The sequence below is a fragment of the Pedobacter sp. BG31 genome (genome assembly GCF_042464845.1).
In the GTDB taxonomy this organism is placed as follows: domain Bacteria; phylum Bacteroidota; class Bacteroidia; order Sphingobacteriales; family Sphingobacteriaceae; genus Pedobacter; species Pedobacter suwonensis.
Window position 1 is genome coordinate 243220 of sequence record NZ_JBHNZK010000002.1, and the last position, 24506, is coordinate 267725.

General features: G+C 39.7%; 17 protein-coding genes. 7 read left to right on the plus strand and 10 right to left on the minus strand.

All coding sequences use genetic code 11. From position 1 onward, the window contains the following. Nucleotides 1-272 precede the first annotated feature (272 nt). Together smc and ACFE6N_RS04265 are read right to left on the minus strand one after the other, a co-directional pair. Nucleotides 273-3812, minus strand: a complete 3540-nt coding sequence (smc, locus tag ACFE6N_RS04260; RefSeq protein ID WP_378934151.1) for a chromosome segregation protein SMC — start codon at nucleotides 3810-3812, stop codon at nucleotides 273-275. Between the two features lie 459 nt (nucleotides 3813-4271). Further along, nucleotides 4272-6575, minus strand: a complete 2304-nt coding sequence (locus tag ACFE6N_RS04265) for an ATP-dependent helicase (RefSeq protein WP_378934480.1) — start codon at nucleotides 6573-6575, stop codon at nucleotides 4272-4274. 975 nt (nucleotides 6576-7550) lie between these two features. On the opposite strand from ACFE6N_RS04265, the gene ACFE6N_RS04270 reads away from it, so the two are divergent. Next, on the plus strand, nucleotides 7551-7874 hold the full coding sequence (locus ACFE6N_RS04270; RefSeq protein WP_378934153.1) for a DUF493 family protein: 324 nt from the start codon (nucleotides 7551-7553) through the stop codon (nucleotides 7872-7874). 97 nt (nucleotides 7875-7971) lie between these two features. On the opposite strand, the gene ACFE6N_RS04275 is transcribed toward ACFE6N_RS04270, so the two are convergent. Beyond that, the gene (locus ACFE6N_RS04275; RefSeq protein ID WP_378934155.1) at nucleotides 7972-8325 is read right to left on the minus strand and encodes a winged helix-turn-helix transcriptional regulator; all 354 of its coding nucleotides are present in this window, start codon (nucleotides 8323-8325) and stop codon (nucleotides 7972-7974) included. An 80-nt stretch (nucleotides 8326-8405) separates the two neighbouring features. On the opposite strand from ACFE6N_RS04275, the gene ACFE6N_RS04280 reads away from it, so the two are divergent. Then, nucleotides 8406-9290 (plus strand): NmrA family NAD(P)-binding protein, encoded by an 885-nt coding sequence (locus tag ACFE6N_RS04280; protein ID WP_378934157.1) that lies wholly within the window; start codon nucleotides 8406-8408, stop codon nucleotides 9288-9290. A gap of 47 nt (nucleotides 9291-9337) precedes the next feature. On the opposite strand, the gene ACFE6N_RS04285 is transcribed toward ACFE6N_RS04280, so the two are convergent. Genes ACFE6N_RS04285 through ACFE6N_RS04295 form a run of 3 tightly spaced genes read right to left on the minus strand, consistent with a single transcriptional unit; the run spans nucleotide 9338 to nucleotide 12425 of the window. Then, nucleotides 9338-10843: a PH domain-containing protein gene (locus tag ACFE6N_RS04285; protein WP_378934159.1), complete on the minus strand. Its 1506-nt coding sequence runs from the start codon at nucleotides 10841-10843 to the stop codon at nucleotides 9338-9340. After that, nucleotides 10836-11390 (minus strand): PH domain-containing protein, encoded by a 555-nt coding sequence (locus tag ACFE6N_RS04290; protein WP_378934161.1) that lies wholly within the window; start codon nucleotides 11388-11390, stop codon nucleotides 10836-10838. The genes ACFE6N_RS04285 and ACFE6N_RS04290 overlap by 8 nt, the downstream gene beginning before the upstream one ends. A 54-nt stretch (nucleotides 11391-11444) precedes the next feature. Further along, nucleotides 11445-12425, minus strand: a complete 981-nt coding sequence (locus tag ACFE6N_RS04295) for a GDSL-type esterase/lipase family protein (RefSeq protein WP_378934163.1) — start codon at nucleotides 12423-12425, stop codon at nucleotides 11445-11447. Between the two features lie 283 nt (nucleotides 12426-12708). Between ACFE6N_RS04295 and ACFE6N_RS04300 the strand changes: the two genes are divergently transcribed. Next, nucleotides 12709-14079: a dipeptidase gene (locus ACFE6N_RS04300; RefSeq protein WP_378934165.1), complete on the plus strand. Its 1371-nt coding sequence runs from the start codon at nucleotides 12709-12711 to the stop codon at nucleotides 14077-14079. 622 nt (nucleotides 14080-14701) lie between these two features. Here ACFE6N_RS04300 and ACFE6N_RS04305 read toward each other — a convergent pair. Continuing rightward, the gene (locus tag ACFE6N_RS04305) at nucleotides 14702-14902 is read right to left on the minus strand and encodes a hypothetical protein (protein WP_378934166.1); all 201 of its coding nucleotides are present in this window, start codon (nucleotides 14900-14902) and stop codon (nucleotides 14702-14704) included. Nucleotides 14903-15173: 271 nt separating this feature from the next. On the opposite strand from ACFE6N_RS04305, the gene ACFE6N_RS04310 reads away from it, so the two are divergent. Next, a complete protein-coding gene (locus ACFE6N_RS04310) occupies nucleotides 15174-16154 on the plus strand; it encodes a glycoside hydrolase family 43 protein (protein WP_378934168.1) in 981 nt (326 codons plus the stop codon). Nucleotides 16155-16203: 49 nt separating this feature from the next. Here the strand turns inward: ACFE6N_RS04310 and ACFE6N_RS04315 are convergent, their stop codons facing one another. From ACFE6N_RS04315 to ACFE6N_RS04325, 3 genes are all read right to left on the minus strand, one after another. Next, nucleotides 16204-17430: an MFS transporter gene (locus ACFE6N_RS04315; RefSeq protein WP_378934170.1), complete on the minus strand. Its 1227-nt coding sequence runs from the start codon at nucleotides 17428-17430 to the stop codon at nucleotides 16204-16206. A 1619-nt stretch (nucleotides 17431-19049) separates the two neighbouring features. Further along, complete coding sequence (locus ACFE6N_RS04320; RefSeq protein ID WP_378934172.1) at nucleotides 19050-19307, minus strand: hypothetical protein; 258 nt, start codon at nucleotides 19305-19307, stop codon at nucleotides 19050-19052. A 1106-nt stretch (nucleotides 19308-20413) separates the two neighbouring features. Further along, entirely contained in the window at nucleotides 20414-21157 is a 744-nt protein-coding gene (locus ACFE6N_RS04325; protein ID WP_378934174.1) for a hypothetical protein, read from the minus strand. Between the two features lie 170 nt (nucleotides 21158-21327). Here ACFE6N_RS04325 and ACFE6N_RS04330 point away from each other — a divergent pair, with 170 nt between their 5' ends. The 3 genes from ACFE6N_RS04330 to ACFE6N_RS04340 all read left to right on the plus strand — a co-directional run bounded on the left by ACFE6N_RS04330 (nucleotide 21328) and on the right by ACFE6N_RS04340 (nucleotide 24322). Further along, nucleotides 21328-21621 carry a DUF3892 domain-containing protein gene (locus tag ACFE6N_RS04330; protein ID WP_378934176.1) on the plus strand — a complete coding sequence of 98 codons (294 nt, stop codon included), beginning with the start codon at nucleotides 21328-21330 and terminating at the stop codon, nucleotides 21619-21621. Nucleotides 21622-22686: 1065 nt separating this feature from the next. Continuing rightward, a complete protein-coding gene (locus ACFE6N_RS04335; RefSeq protein WP_378934178.1) occupies nucleotides 22687-23694 on the plus strand; it encodes a hypothetical protein in 1008 nt (335 codons plus the stop codon). Next, the gene (locus tag ACFE6N_RS04340) at nucleotides 23681-24322 is read left to right on the plus strand and encodes a hypothetical protein (RefSeq protein ID WP_378934180.1); all 642 of its coding nucleotides are present in this window, start codon (nucleotides 23681-23683) and stop codon (nucleotides 24320-24322) included. The genes ACFE6N_RS04335 and ACFE6N_RS04340 overlap by 14 nt, the downstream gene beginning before the upstream one ends. The last annotated feature ends 184 nt before the right edge of the window (nucleotides 24323-24506 follow it).

Below are 24506 nucleotides of genomic sequence, written 5' to 3' on the forward strand. Positions count from 1 at the left end.
ATAATTAAATTTCTTAAAGATATTAATTATTAGGATATATAGAGGCGTCACCCTGAATTCATTTCAGGGTCTGTCTAGTAAGAAAGATGCTGACCACGTAGTAGCTACAAGACGATTGAAAATACGATTTCTACTTGTAAAATAAATTCAGCCTGACGATCGGAATAAAAAGTGGGATTAGAAAATTAATCACATCTTTCATTTTCGAATTGAAAAAAATGTAAATAAAAGATTGCTTCGTCGTACCTCCTCGCAATGACGGAAAAGTTGAACTAGGCCGCTACCTCTCTTAAATCTACCGCAACCACCCTGGAAACACCTTGTTCTACCATGGTTACGCCATAAATAATATCAGTGCTGGCAATGGTGCGTTTGTTGTGCGATACGATGATAAACTGCGACTGATCGGAGAATTTACGAATGATATTATTGAATTTATCAATGTTGGTGTCATCCAGGGGTGCATCAACCTCATCAAAAATACAGAAAGGCGCAGGTTTTAAGAGGTAAAGTGAAAATAACAGCGCGGTAGCCGTTAACGTTTTCTCGCCACCGGATAGCTGATTGATCGACAATGGCCTTTTCCCTTTGGGGCGGGCAACAATATCAATGTCAGCTTCTAAAGGATTATTGATATCGGATAAAATCAGGTCGCAGCTGTCTTCTTCATTAAATAAGGAGCGGAAAACCACGATAAAATGTTCACGGGCCTGTGTAAAAGCCTGCATAAACTTATCTTTTGCAGTATCGTCTATCTCTTTAATGGTTTGTAAAAGATCGGTTTTGGCCGCGTTAAGGTCTCTTTTCTGGTTCTGGATGAAAGTATAACGCTCTTCCATTTCCTTAAAGGCCTCCATAGCCATCGAGTTGATGGCGCCAAATTCGTCCAGCTGGCGTTTCATTTTTTCTACTTTCTGGCGGATTTCAAATTCACTTTCCAGCGCTTCAACAGCAGTATCTGTTTCTAAAAGATCGTTGATATCAATGTTGAATTCTACCGCTAAGCGCTCTTTTAAAGCATTAAGGTCGATTTTTAAAGCATTCTTTTTATCCTTGATCTCGGTTAAAAGGAAATCGGTTTCTTCGCGGTTTTTGCGGATGTTGGTTAAATCGGTTTCTACCTGGTTAATACTGCCCTTAATTTCGAAATACTCTTTTTCTGCCTCTGCAAGCCCTTTTTCCATCTCCTCCCGTTGCTGATACATCTCTAAAAGGGTATCATCGCTCAGATCGGTGTGCTGCAAAGTTGCTGTTATTTGAACCAGGGTTTCCTGTAATTCTTTATCGTTTTGGGCGATGCGCTTATTTAAAGCTTCTTCCTGTACAAAGCGGTAATCTAAATCTTTTTCTAAGCCCGATAACTTATTTTGTTGTTGGTGAAAACGGATATTGTCCTGGTTGTACTTACCCGCGCTTTCATTTACCTGATCGGCAATTTCCTGATAATTGAGTTGCTGCTCCTGTAAATTAACATGTGCTTCCTGCTGATCCTTTTGCAATTGAACCAGAGCCGGTAACTTCTCCGATAAAGCTTTCTCTATCGATACGATTTTTTGTGCGATATCTGTTTTCCTGTTTTCACTGGTGGTAATAAACTCCTGGTACTGATCACGACGCGTTTGTACAGAAATATGCTCATTATTTAAGCGGTTCATCTCTTGCTGCAAAGCATTGATCTGATTGATTTTTGAAGCTTCTTTTAAGTTGAAAATCTGATCGGTTTCTGCTTTAATGGCCTCGTTGTACTTATTGATCAGCGATTCTGAAGCTTTAATTTCTTTTGCCAGATTCTCTAAATTCTTGGCGCGGCCAATCCTTTTACCTTCGAACAAACCTACTGAACCACCCGCCAGAGTAAATTTGGTTTGTGCATATTTACCATTTTTGGCTAATACGGTTAAACTGTCAGTCGGCGTGTTTTTAAATCGGTTTTCTTGTTCGTTTTCAGCGATGTAAACATTTTGCAAAAGCAAATTGCAGAGGTTCTGGTATTTTTTATCAACCTCTACTACCGATAAAGCGGATATCAGCCCTTCATAGCTGCCGACAACCGGATTTTTATCCGGAACATTTTCTAGAATAAAAAAGTTAGCCCTTCCACGGCTGGCATCGGTTAAGAGGTTAATCGCCTGAACGGCATCTGTATACAGGTCAACCACATAGTGGTTCATTACCGGCTCCAGATAATTCTCTATAGCTATGCGATAATCTTCGTTACAGAATAAAATATCAGAAAGAAGCAAGGCACTTTTGGCAAAAGCATTGCTTTTCTTTAAAAAACGGATCGATTCAGGAAAACCTTCCAGGCTGTCAACCAACGATTTAGTAAGATTATATTCGTTTTGCCTGGCATCTTTTTTACGGTTTTCAGCCATTAGTTTTTCCTTGTTCGAACTCAGGTTAGCTTCTGTGGTAGCCAATTGTATTTTTAACAGCTCTTCTGCTTCGGTAAGGTTTTTAATATTGGCCTGTTTTTCACGCACCTGGATATCAAGCTCAGCCAGTGCATGATCAAAAGCCTTTAATTCCAGCGTTTTCGTTTCGGTATCATCTACATTGCGGTTGCTTTCCTGTACCAGGGCATCTTTCTGGATGTTCAGGATATCAATTTCTTTTTGCGATTGATAAACGGTATTCTGCAGTTCGTTAACCGATTTGATCAGGTTATCAATCCGGTTTTTTTCAATCTGCTGCTGCTCGCGCAAAGTATCCAGTGTTGATTTTAGCTGTTTTAAGTCAGATTCGAGACGGTTAAATACTTCCGTTTCTGTTACCACTTCTTCATTTAAACGTTTGATGTTGTATTTGATGTGGTTAACCTGGTTTTTATCTTTTTCCAGTTCGCCCGATAAACGCGTTTCTTTTTCCTGCAGAAAACGCATCTGCTCGTTTTTTACCTTTTTCTCACTTTCGTAAGCGCGGATTTTGGAAACAAGCTCGTTAGTGGCTTTTTGCTGTACGGAAAGGTTTTTCTCCTGGCTGATGCTGTCGAGTTTCAGTTTTTGCAGTTCGGCTTCACCGGTATCTATTTTGGTGCTTAGCTCGGTACGGTTTAGCATTTGCTGCTGCTCCTGGGTCTCTAGTGCAGTTAAATCAGTACGGAAAAAAGCAATGCGATGCGTGGCCAGTTGTACACTTAACTCACGGTACTGTTCTTTGAGTTTATAATAACGCTCAGCCTTGCGTGCCTGGTTTTCTAAAGTCTTAAGATTTTTTTCGATTTCGAAAAGCAGATCTTCTACCCGTTCCAAATCGGCTTCTGTATCTTTTAATTTACTGAAAGTCTGTCTTTTACGAAGTTTGTATTTAGAGATGCCGGATGCTTCCTCAAACAGCGACCTGCGGCTATGCTCTTTGTTGGTGATAATTTCATCTACCATTTTCAGCTCGATAATCGAGTAACTATCAGAGCCGATCCCGGTATCCAGAAAAAGGTCGGTAATATCTTTTAACCTGCACTGTACATCGTTTAAGCGGTATTCGCTATCGCCATTGCGGTACAGTTTGCGTGTTACAGTGACCTGAGAATAAGCAGTAGGAAGAATATTTTTGGTGTTGTCAAAGCTTAATGAGACCTCGGCAAGCTGTGCCTGTTTACGGTTTTTCGTGCCGTTGAAAATGATGTTTTCCATCTTTTCAGACCGTAAAGCTTTGGTACTCTGTTCGCCTAGCACCCAGCGCATGGCATCAATTACATTCGATTTTCCACAACCATTAGGTCCTACAATAGCCGTAACCCCTTCATTAAAGTTGATGGTCACTTTATCGCCAAAGCTTTTAAAGCCTTTAATTTCTAACCTGGTAAGTTGCATGGTTTGTAATCGGGAGAACCGGACCCAATATTAAGGATAAATTTGGGTTTTTTCAAGTTTTTAACCAGGGTGTTTTTAACCGCAAAGCACGCAGAGAGAAAAGCGCAGAGGCCTCCGAGTTGGACATAATTTTATTAGCACTCGTCATGCTGAACTTGATTAAGCATCTATTTGTTTTACCTTTAAAATATCCTGAAACAAGTACCATTGACATACTCCTCAAAAAAATCGTCATCTCGACTGTAGCGAAGCGAAATGGAGAGATCTTTGAGCCGAGTTATTAAAATCTAGTTTAAAGATTTCTCCACTGCGGTCGAAATGACGATACTTTTAGGCCATTTAAACTTCTCTGTACATCCATCACTCATATTGATTTTTAAACCATAAATTATCTCTCAGGATGAAGAATCTTGTTGTTTCAGGATCTCTGATTTTCGGCGGCTAAATCTAATTCCTTACTTATTTCACAATCATCAGTTTGGCAAACTTAAGAAGCAATTGTTTATTCCCCAAACCCTGGAAAAATACCGTTGCTTTTACATCTGGAAGTGTTCCTTCTAAACTGATGATTTTTCCAAAGCCAAATTTTTCATGTTCCACTTCCATACCACCCTGAAATTCATGTGGCTGTGATGGCGTAAAACCAGGTGTTGGCACATGCGCTTTGGCTAGCAGTGAAGTTGTTTTCGGACGCGCAGGTGGGGCAGAAGTAGTTGCACCGGCCGCCGGTTTGGGTTTACTTATGAAATCGCGTGGCTGCGATGTCCACGATTTACGCTCGTTGTCAAAACTGCCATCAAAACTGGTTGATTTGGCTGGTTTAACATCCAGTTCTAAAAATTTCGGGTTAATCTCGTTAATAAAACGGCTGGGTTCGCAATTGGTTAAAGTACCCCAACGATAGCGTGAAGTGGCATAAGTGATGGTCAGTTTTACTTCTGCACGGGTAATGGCCACATAAAACAAACGACGCTCTTCTTCCAAATCGGTGCGGTTGGTTAACGACATCTGTGACGGGAACAGGTTTTCCTCCAATCCCACAATAAACACGTTTTTAAACTCCAAACCTTTGGCCGAGTGGATCGTCATTAAAGAAACCGTATCCTTATTTTTATCGCCGTCCTTATCATCATTGGTTAAAAGCGCAACATCCTGCATAAAAATATCAAGGCCTTTTTCCTCAATATCTTCACGTTCCGCAAATTCTTTAATACCGTTTAATAATTCCTGGATATTTTCATATCTCGCACGTCCTTCAACACTGTCATCAGTATAAAGTTCTTTTAAAATACCGGCATGCTGGGCAATAAACAACGCCGAATCGTAGGCATCAAGTTTTTTAGCCTCTGCCTGGAAACTTTGCACCATCATGGCGAAATCATTGAGCTGATTAGCCAAACGCCCATCAACATACTGGTGTGCATTCGAAATCACATCCCACATGGTGAGGTTATGCTGATCGGCCGCAACAATGATTTTATCGATTGAGGTATCGCCAATACCACGTTTTGGATAGTTGATTACCCGTTTAATGGCCTCTTCATCTTTAGGATTAAAAGTTAAACGGAAATAAGCAATTAAATCTTTAATCTCTTTACGTTGATAGAAAGAGGTACCCCCGTAAATTTTATATGGGATATTCAGTTTACGCAAACCTTCCTCCATCGCCCTGCTTTGCGCATTGGTACGGTAAAGAATGGCGAAATCGTGATAAGTATAACCTTTTAAGCTGCGCTCCTGGATAATGGATTCGGCAACCAGTTTTCCTTCTTCATTATCAGTAAACGCACGGGCAACTTTAATCCTGTCGCCAGGATCATTTTCGGAAAATACATTTTTTTCCAATTGATTTTTGTTGTTGGCAATAATACTGCTTGCTGCATCAACAATATTCTGGGTAGAACGGTAATTCTGTTCCAGTTTGTAAACCTTTAAATCTGGATAATCGCGCTCAAAATTCAGGATGTTCTGGATATTGGCACCACGGAAAGCATAGATACTTTGTGCATCATCACCCACCACACAAATGTTCTGATAAGCAGCAGCCAGTTTTTTCACAATCGTATACTGTGAAAAGTTGGTATCCTGGTACTCATCTACCATCAGGTACCTGAATTTTTGCTGGTATTTATTTAAAACATCCGGATGTTCTTTTAACAGGATATTGGTTTTAAACAATAAATCGTCAAAATCCATTGCGCCAGCCCTGAAACAGCGTTTGGCATAGGTTTCATAAATCTGGCCCAACAGCGGACGTTTATTCTGGATATCTTCAGCCTGGATCTGATCATTAGCCTGGTATTCTCCCCAGGAAATGAGGTTGTTCTTTGCCGAAGAAATACGGCCGTAAACAAAATTTGGCGCATATAATTTATCATCCAGCTGCATTTCCTTCAAAATTGCACGGATTACACTTTTGCTATCATCGGTATCGTAAATGGTAAAATTGTTCGGATAACCGATTTTTTCAGCCTCTACACGTAAGATTTTTGCAAAAACAGAGTGAAAAGTTCCCATCCAAATGTTTTTTGCCTCTGCTCCAACCACTTTACTGATCCGCTCGCGCATATCCTTACTCGCTTTGTTGGTAAAGGTTAAAACCAGGATGTTAAACGGATCGGTACCGGTTTGGATCAGGTGGGCTACACGAAAAGTAATTACCCTGGTTTTGCCCGAACCTGCACCTGCAACAATCATTACCGGTCCTTTTGTGTTCTCTACTGCTGCTCTTTGTTGTGGGTTTAATCCTGCTAAATAATCCAAATCGGCTCCTGTTTTTTTGAGGTTCAAAAATAACAATTCTCAGGGCTTTTGCCAAAGGTGTTGGTAATTAGTTAAAAATCTAATCGGTCGTCATGCTGAACTTGGTTTATTCGCTGTTCTTATTTTTTTTAGGGCTACTTCGTGGTCAGCATCCATTCTGTACATCCTCCTTTTGAGTCTGATTATAAAATCAGTGTTAATCGCAAATTAGCATTGGCAGGTCAAATCCATCATTTTGTTTTCAGAAAAGCAGTGACAGTATTTAATTGACATTGTTAGTCCTTTGCTTTGCTCATACGCCCGCAGGCCTTATGCGCCAGGCCGGTATCCGCTCCGCCAAGGTTTATGTAATGGAGTTTGTGCTGCTATTGAGGGTTTAAAACCCAAAGTGATATCTATCTTGATCTTTTAAAACTTGTTTGGTGTTCAAAGCATTCGTCTTGCTGAACTTGTTTTACAAGTAGAAATAGTATTTTTAATGGTCTTGTAGCTACTTCGTGGTCAGCATCTTTTGCTGTCTAGCTTATTATGGGAACTTCTATGTCTTGTATGGTTAGAGCAGTATACAATGGATGTAAGCACAAAAGGTGTTTGAGTTAATTGATTAAGTAAAGCAATAGCAGCATTTCATTGGCATGGTTAGTCCTTTGCTTTGCTCATACGCCTGCAGGCCTTATGCGGAAGGCTGGTATCCGCTGCGCCAAGGTTTATGTAACGGAGTTTGTGCTGCTATTAAAGGTCAAAACCCAAAGTGATATCTATCTTGATCTTTTAAAACTTGTTTGGTGTTCAAAGCATTCGTCTTGCTGAACTTCTTTCAGTATCTTTTGCTGTCTAGGTTATTATGGGAACTTCTATGTCTTATATGTTAAGGCTTTCGATTAGCTATGCCCGCCAAAAATCTTCGGGTTAAAGCCGTTTGCTGTCAGATTTACATGCTTATTTTTTAGGTATAGAATTTGAGACAGTGCAATAATGGAAGAGAAAAAAACAAATAAGGATATTGAATTTACCGATATCCCTGAGGGGACCAGCCAGGATATTTATGTGAACTTAAAAGAGAAACTGGAAAGTGTCGAAAAATTTCCAGGTGTTTACAATTTTAAATTCATCATTACCGGCGGTTTAGATAAAATACAGGATTTACGTAACATCTTACCTAATGATGAGTTTATTGAGCAACCTTCAAAAACAGGGAAATATGTTTCCATCACGGTAAAAAAACCAGTACAAAATGCTGATGAGGTAATTGCTGTTTATAAGCAGGCAGGCAACATCAAAGGAATTATGATATTATAGTTTATTACTTCTAGATAATTTTAGCCAAATTATTGTCATCCTGTAATATACTTGGCCAGCGATTCGGTTTAACTTAAAAACCTTATTTTAATTTAAGTTAAACCGATCCGTTTTTAATGGCCCAATCTACCATCGAATCTAATACCTGAAACAGATCCGCTCCGGATTTTGTAAGGCGGTACGTCACCACGGGTGGAATAACGGCCTGCGCATCCCGATGAACAAGGTCATCATTTTGCAATTGCTTTAAGTGTTGTATCAGCATTTTTTCTGTAATCTGTGGTATAGCACGTTTTAACTCGCTGTAACGTTTTGGCCCACTCATTAAATGAAAAATAATAATCGGTTTCCAATAACCCCCAATTTTTTCCATTACAAAAGTAACAGGGCAGGTGGTTAGCGCTACACCTTTATTAAAATTACGGGTCGAATTTTCTTTAATGGCTGTCATAGTTACATACTTTGGGGTAAGTACTTGTATAAAAGTAAGTGCAAATATAACTTTGTATTCAATAATTAAAAGCAGAAATCATGAAAATAACATTAACAGGATCAACAGGTAATATTACAAAGCCATTAGCTGAAATATTGTTGGCTAAGGGCCACGAAGTAAAAGTAATTAGCAGCAATGCAGATCGGGCTGAAGAAATTAAGGCATTGGGCGCAAATCCTTTAATTGGTAGTGTGAGCGATACCGAATTTTTAACAAATGCTTTCGCAGGGGCTGATGCCATTTACACCATGGTCCCGCCAAATTTTGCAGCACCAAAATTTCGGGAATATATAAAAGGTATCGGCGAAAACTATGCTGTTTCCATAAAAAATTCAGGAGTTAAAAAAGTAGTAAATTTAAGTAGCGTAGGGGCAGATCTGCCAGACGGAACCGGCCCGATTGCAGGTTTGCATGACGTAGAAAATATTTTTGCCGGATTAAGTGGGGTAGATGTAAAACATTTACGTGCAGGTTATTTCTATATTAACTTTTTAGCCAACGTTGATATGGTTAAACATGCAGATATATTGGGTTCTAATTTTGGCGCTGATGCCAGACTTGTTTTGGTACACCCTGTTGATATTGCGGCGACAGCGGCCGAATTATTGGAAAGCAATTTTACGGGTAAAACCATCCAATATGTAGCTAGTGATGATGAAAGTACGCCGGAAGATGTTGCAAAAGCGTTAGGTACTGCGGTGGGTAAACCAACATTACCATGGATTGAATTTAGTGATGAAGATGCCTTTAACGGAATGGTAGGTGCAGGAATGCCTGAAGAAATAGCCAAAAACTATGTAGAAATGGGCGATGCGATCAGAAGTAATAAACTTTTTGTAGATTATTATAAAAACAGACCTGTTTTAGGTAACATTAAACTTAAAGATTTTGCCACAGACTTCGCCGCGGCATACCATAGCTAATTAAATCCTTACAGTTGTTCGGTTTAGCAGCCGGACAACTTGTGTAACTACATCCAATTCTCATTTCTGCTTTCTACCTGGTACAGCCAGTAATTTACAAGTTGCTTAATTTCGGTATAATTGCCGTATTTAAAATGAACCTGACCAGCAGCGGTATGTAACGTGAGGTGGCCAACATCCACCGCTTTATGCCAGGGATATTGAAAAGTAGTAATGGACTGAATTTTATTTGGCACTACAATTTCATTCGAAATGTCCCAGATTCCGCTGGTTTTGATAATAAAATCCTGATTTACCGAAATTCGGTGCCGGCGGTAGCTAACGTAGATCATGAATATGCCTATAAGCAGATAGGCGATCGCAAATCCCATATAAGGTTTCACTGCCGGGGTATTAAAAGCAATGATCAAAAAGATTGACACGGGTAAAATCAGTTTAAAGAAAACAGGCAGGTTTAAAAAACGCCAGTCTGGAACAAAGGTTTTTTCCTTTAGTGGTACTTTACCCAATATCATTTTCAGCAATTCGTCGCGTTCGCCAGCATTACAACCTGGAATTTCTAACGTGTTTCCCTGCATTTCGTGTCCTTTTTTACTGTGGCCAAAATGAGCCTGCTTTAAACTCATATTTAGCAAGTTCAGTTTTTTCTGAAAGTAATTCTGGCTGTAGGTTGTAATCTGAACCTTATTTGGACTAACCAATGTATTTTTCTTGGCAATCAGTCCCGAAGAGAGCAGGAGCGTGCTGGTATGTTCACTAATTTCCAGTTCAAAATACTTGTAAAAGGTTCTCACCAGGTTAACAATTAACAGTATAATTAAAAGGCATGCTATTAAAATAAAAACCGTAACAATGGTTAACATGCTGGTTACCGTGCTCTGGATTTCATCTTTATCAATTTTAAAAGCGTCAAGTAACTGCCTGCCTTCATATATAACAGTATAAAAAAAAGCAATAAGTAAAGCTAAGCTTTGTCCGTAGTTGGAGGTTAACCCAACTTTAAACAATGTCCACGAGCTTAATTTTAAAAAAGGTGCCGCTGCTACTTTGTCGTTTTCCAGTTCAACTTCCTGTAGCGTTCCGCTCGTACTTTCTCCTTTTAACAGGTGTTCTTTAAGGATATAGGCCGACGTTTCATCGATGGCTTTTATGCTCACTTCCTCTCCATGGGCACCGGCGGTATCGATTTTTAATCCATAAACACCAATAATTTTCTGTAAAATATTCTGGTTGATGTTAACCTGCTGTATTTTATCCAGCTGAATAATAACCTGATCGCGATTGAATATGCCTTTATTGACTATAAATTCCTGCTTTTCTCTATCCAAAAAGAAGGTGAACTTTAAATACCATAAATAAGCAAAAATAAAGCTGAATACCATTATGGCCGAAATACCCAGCATGAGGTAGATGAAGGAATTGCCCGACATCTTGACGAAAACAATGACTAACAAGAAAAAAGTTGCCTTGCCAATTTTGAGCATGGTATGCGCACCCATGATAATAATACCAAGGGCCGATTCGCGCTGCGGTTTACTGAAGTCATTATTCATTGGTATTCAATGCTGTTGTTGGGGTTTCAAGCTGCTCTAATTTGTTCAATAGCAAGTCTCTGATGCGTTTGGCCTCGTCAATTGCAATACCTGAAATGTGGATATGGCCGGTTTGTCCACCTGCGGTAAATAACTGTAGCGATCCCAGCTTGTACATTCTTGAAAATAGACCTTCATTTAATTCAATATGTTGAATCCGGTTTAGCGGAACAATTGTGGTCGATTCGGCAATAATCCCACTTTTATAAATTACATCGTGGGTTCGGATCGCATATCCCCGTTTTTTAAAACTCAGCCTAAAAAGCAAAAAGAAGCTAACCAAAAGCACCAGATAAAGGGGAATCATCCATTTAGCATTTGGCTTTAACTCATCAACAAAAAACAGCAGCATACTCAGTAGAATGCCCAGCAAACCAAAAAAGATCGTCAGATTGATACAAATGATTTTCCAATAATCCCGATGTGGCCGGTTCAGCTGAATGTGCTCATATTTTGGAAGAAGGTGGAGATTTATAACTTCGTTGGTGAAAGTGGTATCCGTGTGCATAGTTAAAGGTATAAAACATATTCGCTGGATATAGACTCCTATTCAAATCTTTTGTTACCTCGCCACAATAAACTTTTTGGTGGTGTTGTATTGGCCGGAATCAGAAGAAATCTTAAAGAAATAAATGCCTGGAACAAAGGTAGAGGTATTGATGTCTAAAGTATGTTTCCCTACATTAAGATATTCATTTACGACTGTTTTAACCAATCTTCCCATTAAATCGTAAATCTGGACATTAATTTTATCCGCTTCAGGCAATACAAGATCAATAAATGTTTGCATGGATGCAGGATTCGGGTAATTCTGCGTAACGGTAAATTTCAGGAATTTATCAAAAATTGCCTTGTTGATCGCGTCGAAAATGACATAACTGATCAATCTGTAACCGCGTGCATTTGGATGAAATGGATCCTGATAAAGCGAAAAATCCCTTCTCATGGCTGCATTTACGTCAGCCAGGTATATTTTATATTCTGCCGCTAATTTTCTGTAAGCCGCATTAATATTCCTGATGTTGATATTTACCGCAATATTACCTTTAATGGTTCTGTCATCCACAAACTGTAGCGTGCACAAAATAGGAACCAGCTTCTGTTTAAGGCTCACGGTGATTAACGAGCGCATATTGGCAACGGTTTCGGCTACGCTTCCTTTACCCATAGTCATGGCAATAGCATCGTTAATCCCTATATCAATTACGATAAAACCCGTTCTGTTGGCTATGGCGTTGTCTATTCTGAGTAATCCCTGAAAAGTAGTCTGACCACCGATACCATGATTGGTAATATCGACTATTTTGTTGGTATAACAATTGATAAAATTGTTCTGGAGCATGGTCTGGAAACCAAGCCCTTTTACACCCTCTACGGTGCTGGCGCCAAAAGTGACGATATTGATACTGTCTTTTGAATAGTATTGCGCGGCTTCCGGGCAACTAACCCGATTTGGAGGAGGTGTTGATCCTTGTGCGAATAAAGAAATACGGGTGAAAAGAAGCAGCAGCAATGATAGAAATACTTTCGCGCTAAACTTCATCGTTAAAAATTCTTTCGTGCCGGATTTAAGGATATTTTTAATTGCGCAATTTACTAAAAAGTAAATATAAATAATATCTGTGCTCTTATTTTTTACAAACATAAAACGATTTGTATCTGTTAAAAGACGTTTCCAGCCATTGGCCTGATGGCCTGTTTTCACGCTGAATAATTAATCGTAGCATATCTCATCTTCCATACACGTCTACGTTACGGATGATAATTTAATCGTTTACTGTGCCTTTTATCTGGTAAAGCCTATATTTGCCCAAACTAATTTTGTTATGCAAGAGATTAAAAAATACGTAGAAACGCACAAGCAGCGTTTTTTAGATGAATTGTTTGAGTTATTGCGTTTTCCATCGGTTAGTGCCGATCCTAAATACAAAGACGATGTTTTAAAAACGGCCGATTATGTAGCACAAAAATTAAAGGATGCAGGAGCTGACCACGTAGAAATCTGCCCAACAGCAGGATACCCTATCGTATATGGCGAAAAAATTATCGATGCTGCTTTACCAACTGTTTTAATATACGGCCACTATGATGTTCAGCCTGCTGATCCGTTAGAACTTTGGCATACCCCACCTTTTGAACCAACCGTGCGCGATGGCAAAATTTACGCCCGTGGTGCCTGCGATGATAAAGGGCAGTTTTACATGCATGTAAAAGCGTTCGAACTGATGATGCAAACCAACACGCTGGCTTGTAACGTTAAGTTCATGATTGAAGGCGAAGAGGAAGTAGGGTCTGCCAACCTGGGTATTTTTGTAAATGAAAACAAGGAACGTTTAAAAGCAGATGTGGTTTTAATTTCAGATACTTCAATGATCAGCATGGAGCATCCGTCAATCGAAACCGGTTTGCGTGGTCTGGCTTATATGGAAGTTGAAGTAGTGGGTCCGAACCGCGATCTACACTCCGGTGTTTATGGTGGTGCAGTCGCCAATCCGGCAACCATCCTGTGTAAAATGATTGCTTCTTTACATGATGAAAATAACCATATTACTATCCCTGCTTTTTACGATAAGGTGGTAGAATTATCTGATGAAGAGAAAAAAGCTTTAAATGCTGCACCGTATGACGAGGCAGAATACAAAAAAGATCTTGATATTGAAGAAGTTTGGGGCGAAAATGGTTATTCTACCTTAGAGCGTACCGGTACACGTCCAACCTTAGAAGTAAACGGGATTTGGAGCGGTTACATTGGCGAAGGTGCTAAAACCGTATTGCCAAGTAAAGCCAATGCCAAAATTTCGATGCGTTTGGTACCCAACCAAAGCTCAGAAGAAATTGCAGAGATTTTTACCAAACATTTCGAAAGCATTGCCCCTAAAAATGTAAAGGTAAAAGTTACGCCTCATCATGGTGGCGAGCCTGTGGTAACCCCAACGGATAGCATTGCTTACAAAGCTGCTGAAAAAGCGATTGAAGATAGTTTCGGTAAAACCGCTATCCCGACCCGTGGTGGAGGCAGTATTCCTATTGTGGCCTTGTTTGAGGATGTATTGGGTATTAAATCGGTACTTTTTGGTTTCGGTTTAGATAGCGATGCGCTACATTCTCCTAATGAGAAATACGATATTTACAATTATTATAAAGGAATAGAGACTTTGCCACTGTTCCACAAATATTTCGCTGAGTTGAGCAAATAAAGCAATAGATCGTCATTTCGAGCGGAGTGCAACGCAGTCGAGAAATCTATTTTTAACAGATTTCTCTCCAGAAAGTTCGGGTTTGCGCTTCGATTGAGATGACGATTTTTTTGGAAACGAACGGTCTGTGTTCCATAGGTGCTTTCATCCCGCCATTCGCTTATAGTCCTCATTTCGTTGTACTTCATTCCGGGCTATCCGCTGCTGTCGGGTTTATTTAACAGCGGACTGTTCTTTTGAAGCAAAGAATGTTCCTTGCTTTCGCTATAAAACCTTTAGTAGTATTACCGGTCTTGCTACCTAAACCCGATCTGAGTAGATGCTCCCAGTTCTTCATCGGAGCAGGAACGGGAGCGGGGCTGGCGGAACCGACTTGCACTGCCATTGCTTTCAAAAACCATTCTTAAAGCTTAAACTTAGTGTTCTCCGCGCCTTTTTTTCGCATTCTCTGCAGTTAAATTTGCTCAATTTCATACCTATGGGCAGGCTCAGTGCACTTTGTGTCTTCTCTGTTTCCTCTGTGGTTAAAACAATATCCTCCCAACTTTGCATTCTTTGCGTTTTTTCTTCGCCTACTTTGCGGTTAAATCGCCTTTATGGCCAGTCTCTGTTTCCTCTGTGTTTAAAACAATATCCTCCCAACTTTGTATTCTTTGCGTTTTTTCTTGGCGCCCTTTGCGGTTAAATCCCCTTTATGCCCAATCTCAGTTTTCTCTGCGTCTTTTTCTCTGTTTCCTCTGTGGTTAATAATGTGCTCCCAACTTTGCATTCTTTGCGTTTCTTCTTGGCGCCCTTTGCGGTTAAATTCGCCTTTTATGGCCATTCTCAGTTTTCTCTGTGTCTTTTCTCTGTTCCTCTGTAGTTAAAATAATATCCTCCCAACTTTGCATTCTTTGCGTTTTTTCTTGGCGCCCTTTGCGGTTAAATTCGCCTTTTATGGCCAGTCTCAGTTTTCTCTGTGTCTTTTCTCTTTTCCTCTGTAGTTAAAACAACATCCTCCCAACTTTACATTCTTTGCGTTTCTTCTCCGCGCCCTTTGCGGTTAAACCCATCAACAAATTTTTAAACCACAGTTTTTTTTCTAAATTGTACCCATGAAATATTTATTCTCATCTCTTTTACTTTTATCGGCGCTTACTTCTTTTGCGCAGAATACTAAAACGATTAAGCAATCTGGAAACCCAATATTTTCCGGATGGTATGCAGACCCTGAGGCTGCTGTTTTCAATAATAAATACTGGGTTTACCCAACCTATTCTGCAAAGTATAAGGAACAGGTTTTTTTAGATGCTTTTTCATCTGATGACCTGGTAAAATGGAAAAAACACCCGCATGTTTTAGATACCGCTGCAGTTAAATGGGCCAATAAAGCCATGTGGGCACCGGCCATTGTGCAAAAAGATAAAAAATACTATCTGTTTTTCGGTGCTAACGATATCCAGAGCGATAATGAGGTGGGCGGAATCGGTGTTGCAGTGGCCGATAAACCAGAAGGACCGTTTAAAGATCATTTAGGGAAACCTTTGGTAGATAAGTTTCATAACGGCGCACAACCGATTGATCAGTTTGTGTTTAAAGATAAAGACGGGCAGTATTATTTAATTTATGGCGGATGGAAACACTGCAATATTGCCAAACTGAATAAAGATTTTACCGGCTTTTTGCCTTTTGATGATGGTAAAATCTTTAAAGAAATTACGCCTGATAATTATGTAGAAGGCCCGTATATGTTCATCAGGAATGATAAATACTATTTTATGTGGAGCGAAGGCGGCTGGACCGGCCCAGATTATTCTGTAGCCTACGCCGTAAGCGATTCGCCATTTGGTCCGTTTAAAAGGGTAGGTAAAATTTTACAGCAGGATGCAAGCATTGCAAGAGGGGCAGGACACCATTCTTTAATCATTAACGAGAAAAAAAATAAATATTACATTGTTTACCACCGCAGGCCATTAACCGAAACGGATGGCAACCATCGTGAAACCTGTATCGATGAAATGAAATTTGATGCCGATGGTATGATTTTACCGGTAAAAATTACCAAAGAAGGCGTTAAGGCGCAGAAATATAAGTAATTCTCCATTATCATTTTTAGTTTACAGTTGGCAATTCGCCAATTGTAAACTAATCCGCTTCTAATACCGCTTGTTGCTGGCGTTTATCCATTATGCTAAAACCATAGGCACAAAGCAATAAAATGCAGGCCAGGCCAAACCAAAGCCAGTTATAACCCAGGTGTTTGGCAATATAAAAACCTGCAAGCGGACCTACTACCTGTGCGCAAGACCAGCTTAACGTATAACCTGCTGCATATAAACCACGGTTGTGTTCGTTGCTTCTGCTAATCACAACGGTATTGATAAACGGGAGTACAAACATCTCGCCAACCGTAAAGGTAACAATGGTTAACACGGCCGATACCACATGGAAAATAATCGGTGCACTTAACAACAGGTAAGATACCGCAAAGAAAATGGAGCCAATAACAATGAAAAACATGGGCGATCTTTTCTTTTCAATCTTATTGATCATAATCATTTCGAACAGCGCAATGATGGCCCCGTTTAAGCCGATAATAATCCCAATGGCAAATTCATCAATATGCCATTCCTCTTTAAAAAATACCGGCACCGCCCTGAACATTAAAAAGGCACAGGTAATAAAAAGGGTGGTTAAAAGAATAAACTTTACGTAAAAGGTATCTTCCCAGGGTTTCAAAATTACCATGGTGCTGCGGGTTTCTTTTGCTTTTTTAATAAAATCATGCACTTTAGGCAGTAAAAACAAAATCGAAAGTCCAACAAGGATACTTACCGAACCCTCTACAATAAACAAAAGTTTGTAATTAATGGAGGCAATAATCCCCGCCATACTAATCCCGGCCGACCAGCCGATATTAACCGCCAAACGGTTAAGTGAGTAGGAGCGAGTAATGGTATTTTCTTTAGCATAGTGGGCCACAGCAGTAAAATTGGCCGGACGGAAAGCTTCAGAAAAGAAACTGATTACCACGGCCAGCACACACAGGGTAGAAAAATGGCTGATGGTTGAGAATAAGATAAACAGCAATCCGCCAATAATGGACGAGAGAATTTGTACCGGCCTGAACCCGATCATGTCGGTTAGTTTACCGCCCGTTGCCGAACCTAAAATAGCGCCTACGCCAAATAAGGTGATAATTAAACCAGCATCCATTTCAGATCGGTGCAGGCTTTGGGTAACGTATAAACCCATAAAAGGAACCGCCATGCTTCCGCAACGGTTAAACATCATTACAATGCTCAGCAGCCAGGTTTCTTTGCTTAATCCGCTGAATGATGTTTTGTAAGTGTTAAAAATAGGTTTGAACATGGTGTATTTAGATGCCGTAAAAGTACCAAAAGTTGAGGGTTAGTTGATCATCTTAATTCAATAACATCCATGGGATAATCGTTTTGAAACTATGAGGGGAACTCCCCTCCTGATTTAGGAGGGGCGGGGGTGGTTAGGGAATGATATTTTTTGGGTTTGCCTCATTATTCTTTCATCCTGAGGTCCGAAAGATTTTTTAATTGCCGTTATTGCGAAAATCCGTCATTTCGACCGTAGTGGAGAAATCTTTTAAGTTAGTTTATTAGCTGCAGTTCTCCCTTGCTCGGGCTTGCCTCGGCTCACCGCCGCCGAGGGGCTCTTACTTTTTCCTTGATGAAAAATTAACAAACCTGAGCGCAGCGAAGGCATGCCTGCCGTTAAAAATAACTAACACAAAGGCATAACTGAAAGGCTTGCATCGTTTTTTATAAGTTGATGTTGTTTTTATCGGTATAAAAGATTGCTGCGCAATTCCTTGTAAAAAGCTACGGAAATCTTTATTGCGGCAGCATCGAGGCTCTTAGCCCTTGCCTTATTACACCGCGCCTGCTTTGATCCTGCATTGGGCTGTGGGGTATGAGGGGGGCTGCAAAGATTTCCGTGCTTTTTCCGGCGAAAATCTGCTAGGCCGGGTAGCAGGGCGCAGACAGCATAGTGTATAGAATAGTTTCTAATATGGTCTTTGTTCCATCAATAAATCCGTCATTTCGACCGTAGCGGAGAAATCTTTTAAGTTAGGTTAATAGTGTACATTCTTTGCCCTTTGCTCAGCCTTGCCTTGGTTAGCCACCGAAGGGCTTTTACTTTTTTCTTGATGAAAAAGTAACAAACCTGATCGCAGCGAAAGCATGCCTGCCGTTAAAAACAACAAACACAAAGGCATAACTGAAAGGCTTGCATCGTTTTTTATAAGATCATGTTGTTTTTATTGGTATAAAAGATTGCTACGCAATTCCTTGTAAAAAGCTACTGAAATCTTTATTGCGGCAGCATCGAGGCTCTTAGCCCTTGCCTTATTCCACCGCGCCCGCTTTGATCCTGCCTTGGGCTGTGGGGTTATGAGGGGGAACTGCAAAGCTTTCGGTGCTTTTTAAGGCGGAAATCTGCCAGGCCGGATAGCAGGGTGCAGATCGCATGGACCGGATGGACTTCCCGTTTTCTGTCATCCTGAGCGTAGTCGAAGGATCTCCTTCCATCATCTCCCAGGCCAGATAGTAGGGCGCAGACAGCATAGTGTATAGAATAGTTTCTAATATGGTCTTTGTTCCATCAATAAATCCGTCATTTCGACCGTAGTGGAGAAATCTTTTAAATTGGTTTATTTGCTACAATTTTTCCATCACGCTGGCTTGCCTCGGTAGCCACCGAAGGGCTCTTTCTTTTCTCTTGATAGAAAAGAAACAAACCTGAGCGCAGCGAAAGCATGCCTGCCATTAAAAACAACAAACACAAAGGCATAACTGAAAGGCTTGCATCGTTTTTTTATGAGATCATGTTGTTTTTATCGGTATAAAAGATTGCTGCGCAATTCCCTGTAAAAAGCTACGGAAATCTCATTTGCGGAAGCATCGATGCTCCTATCCTTTGCTTATCCCACTACCGATGTAAAATCGGTACGGCTACACCGCCGCTTTGATCCTGCCTTGGGCTGTGGGGGTATAAGGGGTGCTGCAAAGATTTCCGTGCTTTTTCCGGCGGAAATCTGCTAGGCCGGGTAGCAGGGTGGAAATAGCAAGGTGCAGCGGATTTGTCGTATTATTTTTAATTGCGATCAATTCATGCTTCATGTATTTCCTTCGGTTTTTTGTCATCCTGAGCGTAGGCGAAGGATCTCCTACGATCATCTCCCAGGCCAGATAGCAGGCTGCAGATAACATGGTTTAGAGGGAATTCTTCTTTAGCTTTCATCCTGAGGTACGAAGGATCTTTTGATTGCCGTTATCGCAAAAAAAACCGTCATTTCGACCGTAGCGGAGAAATCTTTTAAGTTAGTTTGATAGTGTAGATTCTTTGCCCTCGCTCGGACTTGCCTTGGTTAGCCACCGAAGGGCTCTTTCTTTTGGCTTGGCCCAAAAGAAACAAAAACCCAAGGCTTGCATCCTTCCTTGTAAAAAGCTACGGAAATCTTGATAGCGGCAGTATCGAGGCTCTTAGCCTGGCTTGTTCCCAACGCTCCCGCTTTGATCCTGCCTTGGGCTGTGGGGTATGAATGGGGAGTGCAAAGATTTCCGTGCTTTTTCCGGCGGAAATCTGCGAGGCCGGATAGCAGGGTGCAGATAGCATGGTACCTGTGATAGTTGTTCAACCAATAAATCCGTCATTCCCGCACATGCGGGAATCTTAATGCGTAACTCAGAGTTGCAGTCGATAGTTCAGAGGTTGCAGTCGATAGTTCAGAGGTTGCAGTCGATAGTTCAGAGGTTGCAATCGATAGTTCCAACGTTGCAATCGATAGTTCCAACTTTGCGGTCGATAGTTCCAACGTTGCAGTCGTTAGTTCCAACGTTGCGGTCGATAGTTTCAACGTTGCAGTCGACAGTTCAAACGTTGCAGTCGATAGTTCAAACGTTGCAGTCGATAGTTCCAACGTTGCGGTCGATAGTTTCAACTTTGCAATCGATAGTTCCAACTTTGCGGTCGTTAGTTCCAATGTTGCGGTCGATAGTTCCAACGTTGCAATCGATAGTTCCAACGTTGCGGTCGACAGTTCAAACGTTTCAATCGATAGTTCCATCGTTGCGGTCGATAGTTCAAACGTTGCAATCGACAGTTTAAAGGTTGCAGTCGATAGTTCAAACGTTGCAATCGATAGTTCAGAGGTTGCAGCAGGTAGTTTAGCGATATTAGGAGATAGTTGAGGAGATGCAATGCGCGATTTTACCGCTAAGCATTGCCAGAAAGAGAAACAGCAACTTGTTTGGTGCTTGTTAAATGGAAATAGGGAAATAAATTAGGGATGATTTTTTAGGGTATTATTGGGTTGTTAGCTTAGCGTTCGGAACGGAATACCCGAAATCTGTTTGTATTGGGGGCTGGTTGAGCCAAAAACAGATCTCGCATAGTTTTTCACATCCTGCGCCAGGGCAACAATACCGGTTTCTGCATCGTACAGCGTGTTATTGCGGTTAATGCGCAGGGTGCTCAACTGCGAGGTGTTGGCTACCACATCGCGGTTTTTCTGCAATAAATCGTTATATAAAGTGGTGAGGCTGGCCAGCTGCAAATCTACCTCGTTAGGGGCGTACTGCGGTATGGTGGCTAAGAGTTTAATCTGTTTATCCAACGTATCGAGCAGGTTATCGTAACTCTGTTGCGAGGCCGAAACCTGGTTAACCACCGTGCCGCTGGTGGCCAGGTTATTCTTTTCTTCGGCGGTGAGTTTGGCCGTTGCTCTTCGCCCCTGTATTTTGCGGTGGTGGCTTACGGCATTATCTAATACCTGTTGGGCTACATTGTTGGCCTTAACGGCGCTCAGCACACGGGTACTCAATTGTTTTAAAGGCTTAAAAGCCAGATCGCGTAGCGCTATGGCATTGCTGTTTTTAGCCGCAGCATCGTGCAACTGCTCGTTAATGGTCTTGGCTGCGGTGGCCTTTTCGGTTAAAGCACTCAATTGGATGTTGGCATTGCTGGGGTTGTACACGGCGCCATAACCGGTTACATAACTCAAAAGGGTTTCGAAATTGGCTACATTTTTGGCGTGGCCGGTTTCATTCGTTTTAGACATAATTTGTAGTTTAAAAAAGTAAATAAAATAGATTAATTGGCATTAAGTTAATATTATTTTCTTTACAACTAAAAGGAGTGGATAGATTTTTTTAATAGGAATGGGGAAAACCGTAAAGAGGGGTGTTATGAATTGAAGAGATTTGAGATGTATAATTAAAAAATAAAACTATGGCGATTAAAATTACATGCATTAACAAAGACAACGGGAATCATGAAAACCCAAATTTGGCTATTACCCATCTGGGATGGATAAATGATGCCGACAACTCAAAGGATAAAAGTACAAGACTCCAAATCTATAACTGGATAAAAGATGATGGCGGTTATGCCTATGTTGAGAAAAATGGAAACAAAGTAAAGGTAATTACTGCTGAAACGGCTTCAGGAACAAAATATTTAAAAACCGAAGCTGATGGCACAACTGTTAATAATTTGCTTTCTTTATCTGAATGCTCAGTTTAAAGATGCCTATTGATAGAGTACTGTTATTGAATTTTTGTATTTATTACATTAGCAAAAAAAATAGAAAAATAGGTTGTTCATATCCTTATAACACCCCTTTTTCTTAACACTAAATTATTGCCTTTCCTTATTTTGCAAACTTGAGACTGTTAATCTATGTAAATACGCCCAATGGCACTATAAGCTACTTTCTATTTCATAGTTCCTTGATCTAACTTTTCTGACGCGATTAACTTGAACCAACAAGCAAATGGCGATTACATGGTTCATAAGGACGATTGCCGCAATTATCCTAAACAAAATTGCGATGAGCTAGGAACATTTAGTTCTTGTGAGCTGGCAGCAGAAGTGAATAATCGATTTAAGCAGCAGATGGGGTAATAATTAATCAGATTTTACAAATATGAGAAAAGGTGGATTATCAAAAAAAGTCATAACATTCACTATCCTGGCTACGAAAATTGATAATACGATATTTATTGAACATAGAATGAGAACCGCAACTCCAAGCCGACGAATTTGATAGTGGCTTAAATAGCCCTATCAAAACTCGTTTAAAATCAAATAAAGCACATAACACCGCTAGTGGTATCTTATATTGGATTCTGCACCAGCAGTTGCGGAAGCTAAAAAAGTATGGTATAACAATAGACCAATGGTTATATCCATTGTGCAAAGCCATGTTATACCACTTAATCGGGCTGTAATTATAAAAACACACTAGCTGAGGGGGGTACTTGGTTATCTGAAAATAAATTGAAATGTAGATTATGATCCCAACTCTATTGAGTGTTTATAAAAGTATAAATACTCAATATTCGGTATCGATTAACTAATAAATAAAGCCTAAATTGTAACTCTAATAAAATTTATTATACTCCATGCTCATTCTTTTATTAAATCCTGATTTAAGGCTTTAATTAAAAGGGATGCCAATGTAAAGGATAAGAGATTGAATTGGTATTAATGGCAGCATATTAATTAGATAGATTTTCTAATATGCTTCTGGTTTAAAAATAAATAACTAAAAGAACGGCATTTATTGCTGAATTAAAGACGAAATTAATGGCTCACGAACCAAAATTAGAGGTATATAAGATATATCTTAATCCAACTAGAACTACAAATGATAATTCATTTCAGGGTTTTCTGGAAAAGAAATTCCCAGATGTAAACTTCGATAAAAAAAAAGCATATCAATTATTGTTTCAAGAGCTGTTATCCGCAATTGATTTAGATTACGTTTTAAATGAAACTAATAAGAAAGGACTGAGGATTGATGATGTGGATATAACAGATCCAGCTAGGCCAACTAAGTCGATTAAAATAAAAAGCTCTAAACACATTATACATGGTACGATAAAAGGGGGAAGATACGGACAAAATAGATCGATTGGCTACACTAGAAATCCAGGAAAGAAAAAAACTAAAATATCGACAACGGATATTGTTCTTGACACTTTTTACTTTTTGCTATATACGCCATTTGGAAGTAATAAAGGTGTTCTAATAATACAAAGCTACACAGATGATCAGATTAATGATGTGTTCATAGATTGGTTGAGAACTACTTTTAGAACTGAAGGTTTTTTCAAACCAAGCTTTAACCATTATTGCCCATCTAAAATACAACAAGAGTTTAAAAAAACAAGTGCAATCAAGGAGCTTAAATTTACAAATGATATCCTAATTTCTGATATTGATACCGACGAGTCTATTAGGACAGAATCTTTCACAATAAGTGTAACTATAAGATCTAATGAAGATGGTGAGAAAATTTCAAACCTTAGTAGTTTCACAAATATGGCAAAAAAACTAATTTTTGGTAACAAAAGAAATCCTTTAACTCTTGAGGAATTCAAAAGGCAAGTTGGAACACTATACAATGGCTCACACCAAAGCTCATTTGAACTTGGAGGGGAAATAGATATTAAACCGACAATATTTCTGAAAGATAAAGTTGAGCTACAAGCTGATGGCTCGCCTAAGTGGAGTAGCCTTGAAACGTTTTGTTTAGAATTACTGGAAGAGATTAAAACAGAAGTTTATCCTGAAAGCAATGAAATATCTTAATATTAAGCATTATATTTTAGTCCTTTATAATGAAGGAACAAAGTGGGAGTTTGAAAAAATTTTAAATTCGGGAACCCCCTTGCCAAAGAAAACCATCAATGAATATTCATGGAAAAAAAGAGCAGCTTTCTTATTACCGACCGCAGTCCTCACTTGGTTACTGAAATATGGCATAGATGATAGATTTATAGGATATGCAATTGCTGCTTTCTCAATATTCATAGGCTTGTTTGCCAGTTTGATAATCACAGTATATGATCGATTTTTAGTAATGCCTAAATTAACAGGGAATGAAACTGACCAGATTAAGTTAGAACATCTAAAAGTTAGCAACTTTATTCGCCAGTTTACTTTTGTAACAGGTAAAAATTTGCTTATAGCAACTGTAATAATTTTAGTGATGTCCATGTTGTTTGTTTTTCCGAGTAATATGAAGACAAATATTTTTGAATATAGGTTTGTCCAAACTATATCTAAGGCATCATTTGAAGAATATAAGTGTTTTTTTAAGTTAGGGTTAATCTTTATTTTAAGAATCCTTGTCATTTATTTGATCATAGACTTTTTTGTCCTGCTATTATACTCTCTTGGAGCATTGTTTTCCTTTCTAAAAAGAGAATACAGATAGCTTAGCATAATATTTAATACGTTTCATAATCAATGGAAAGGTAGTTGTCAAAAAGCAGAAGACGGTTGCATCTAAGGGAAGCAGGCTAGTTAAGGAAATGTTAAGAGCAGAGCTGATACTTTGATGTTCGCGATTTGTAATCATATCTAAATTCTGCCGTGCTTTAGATTTAGACGTGGAGATT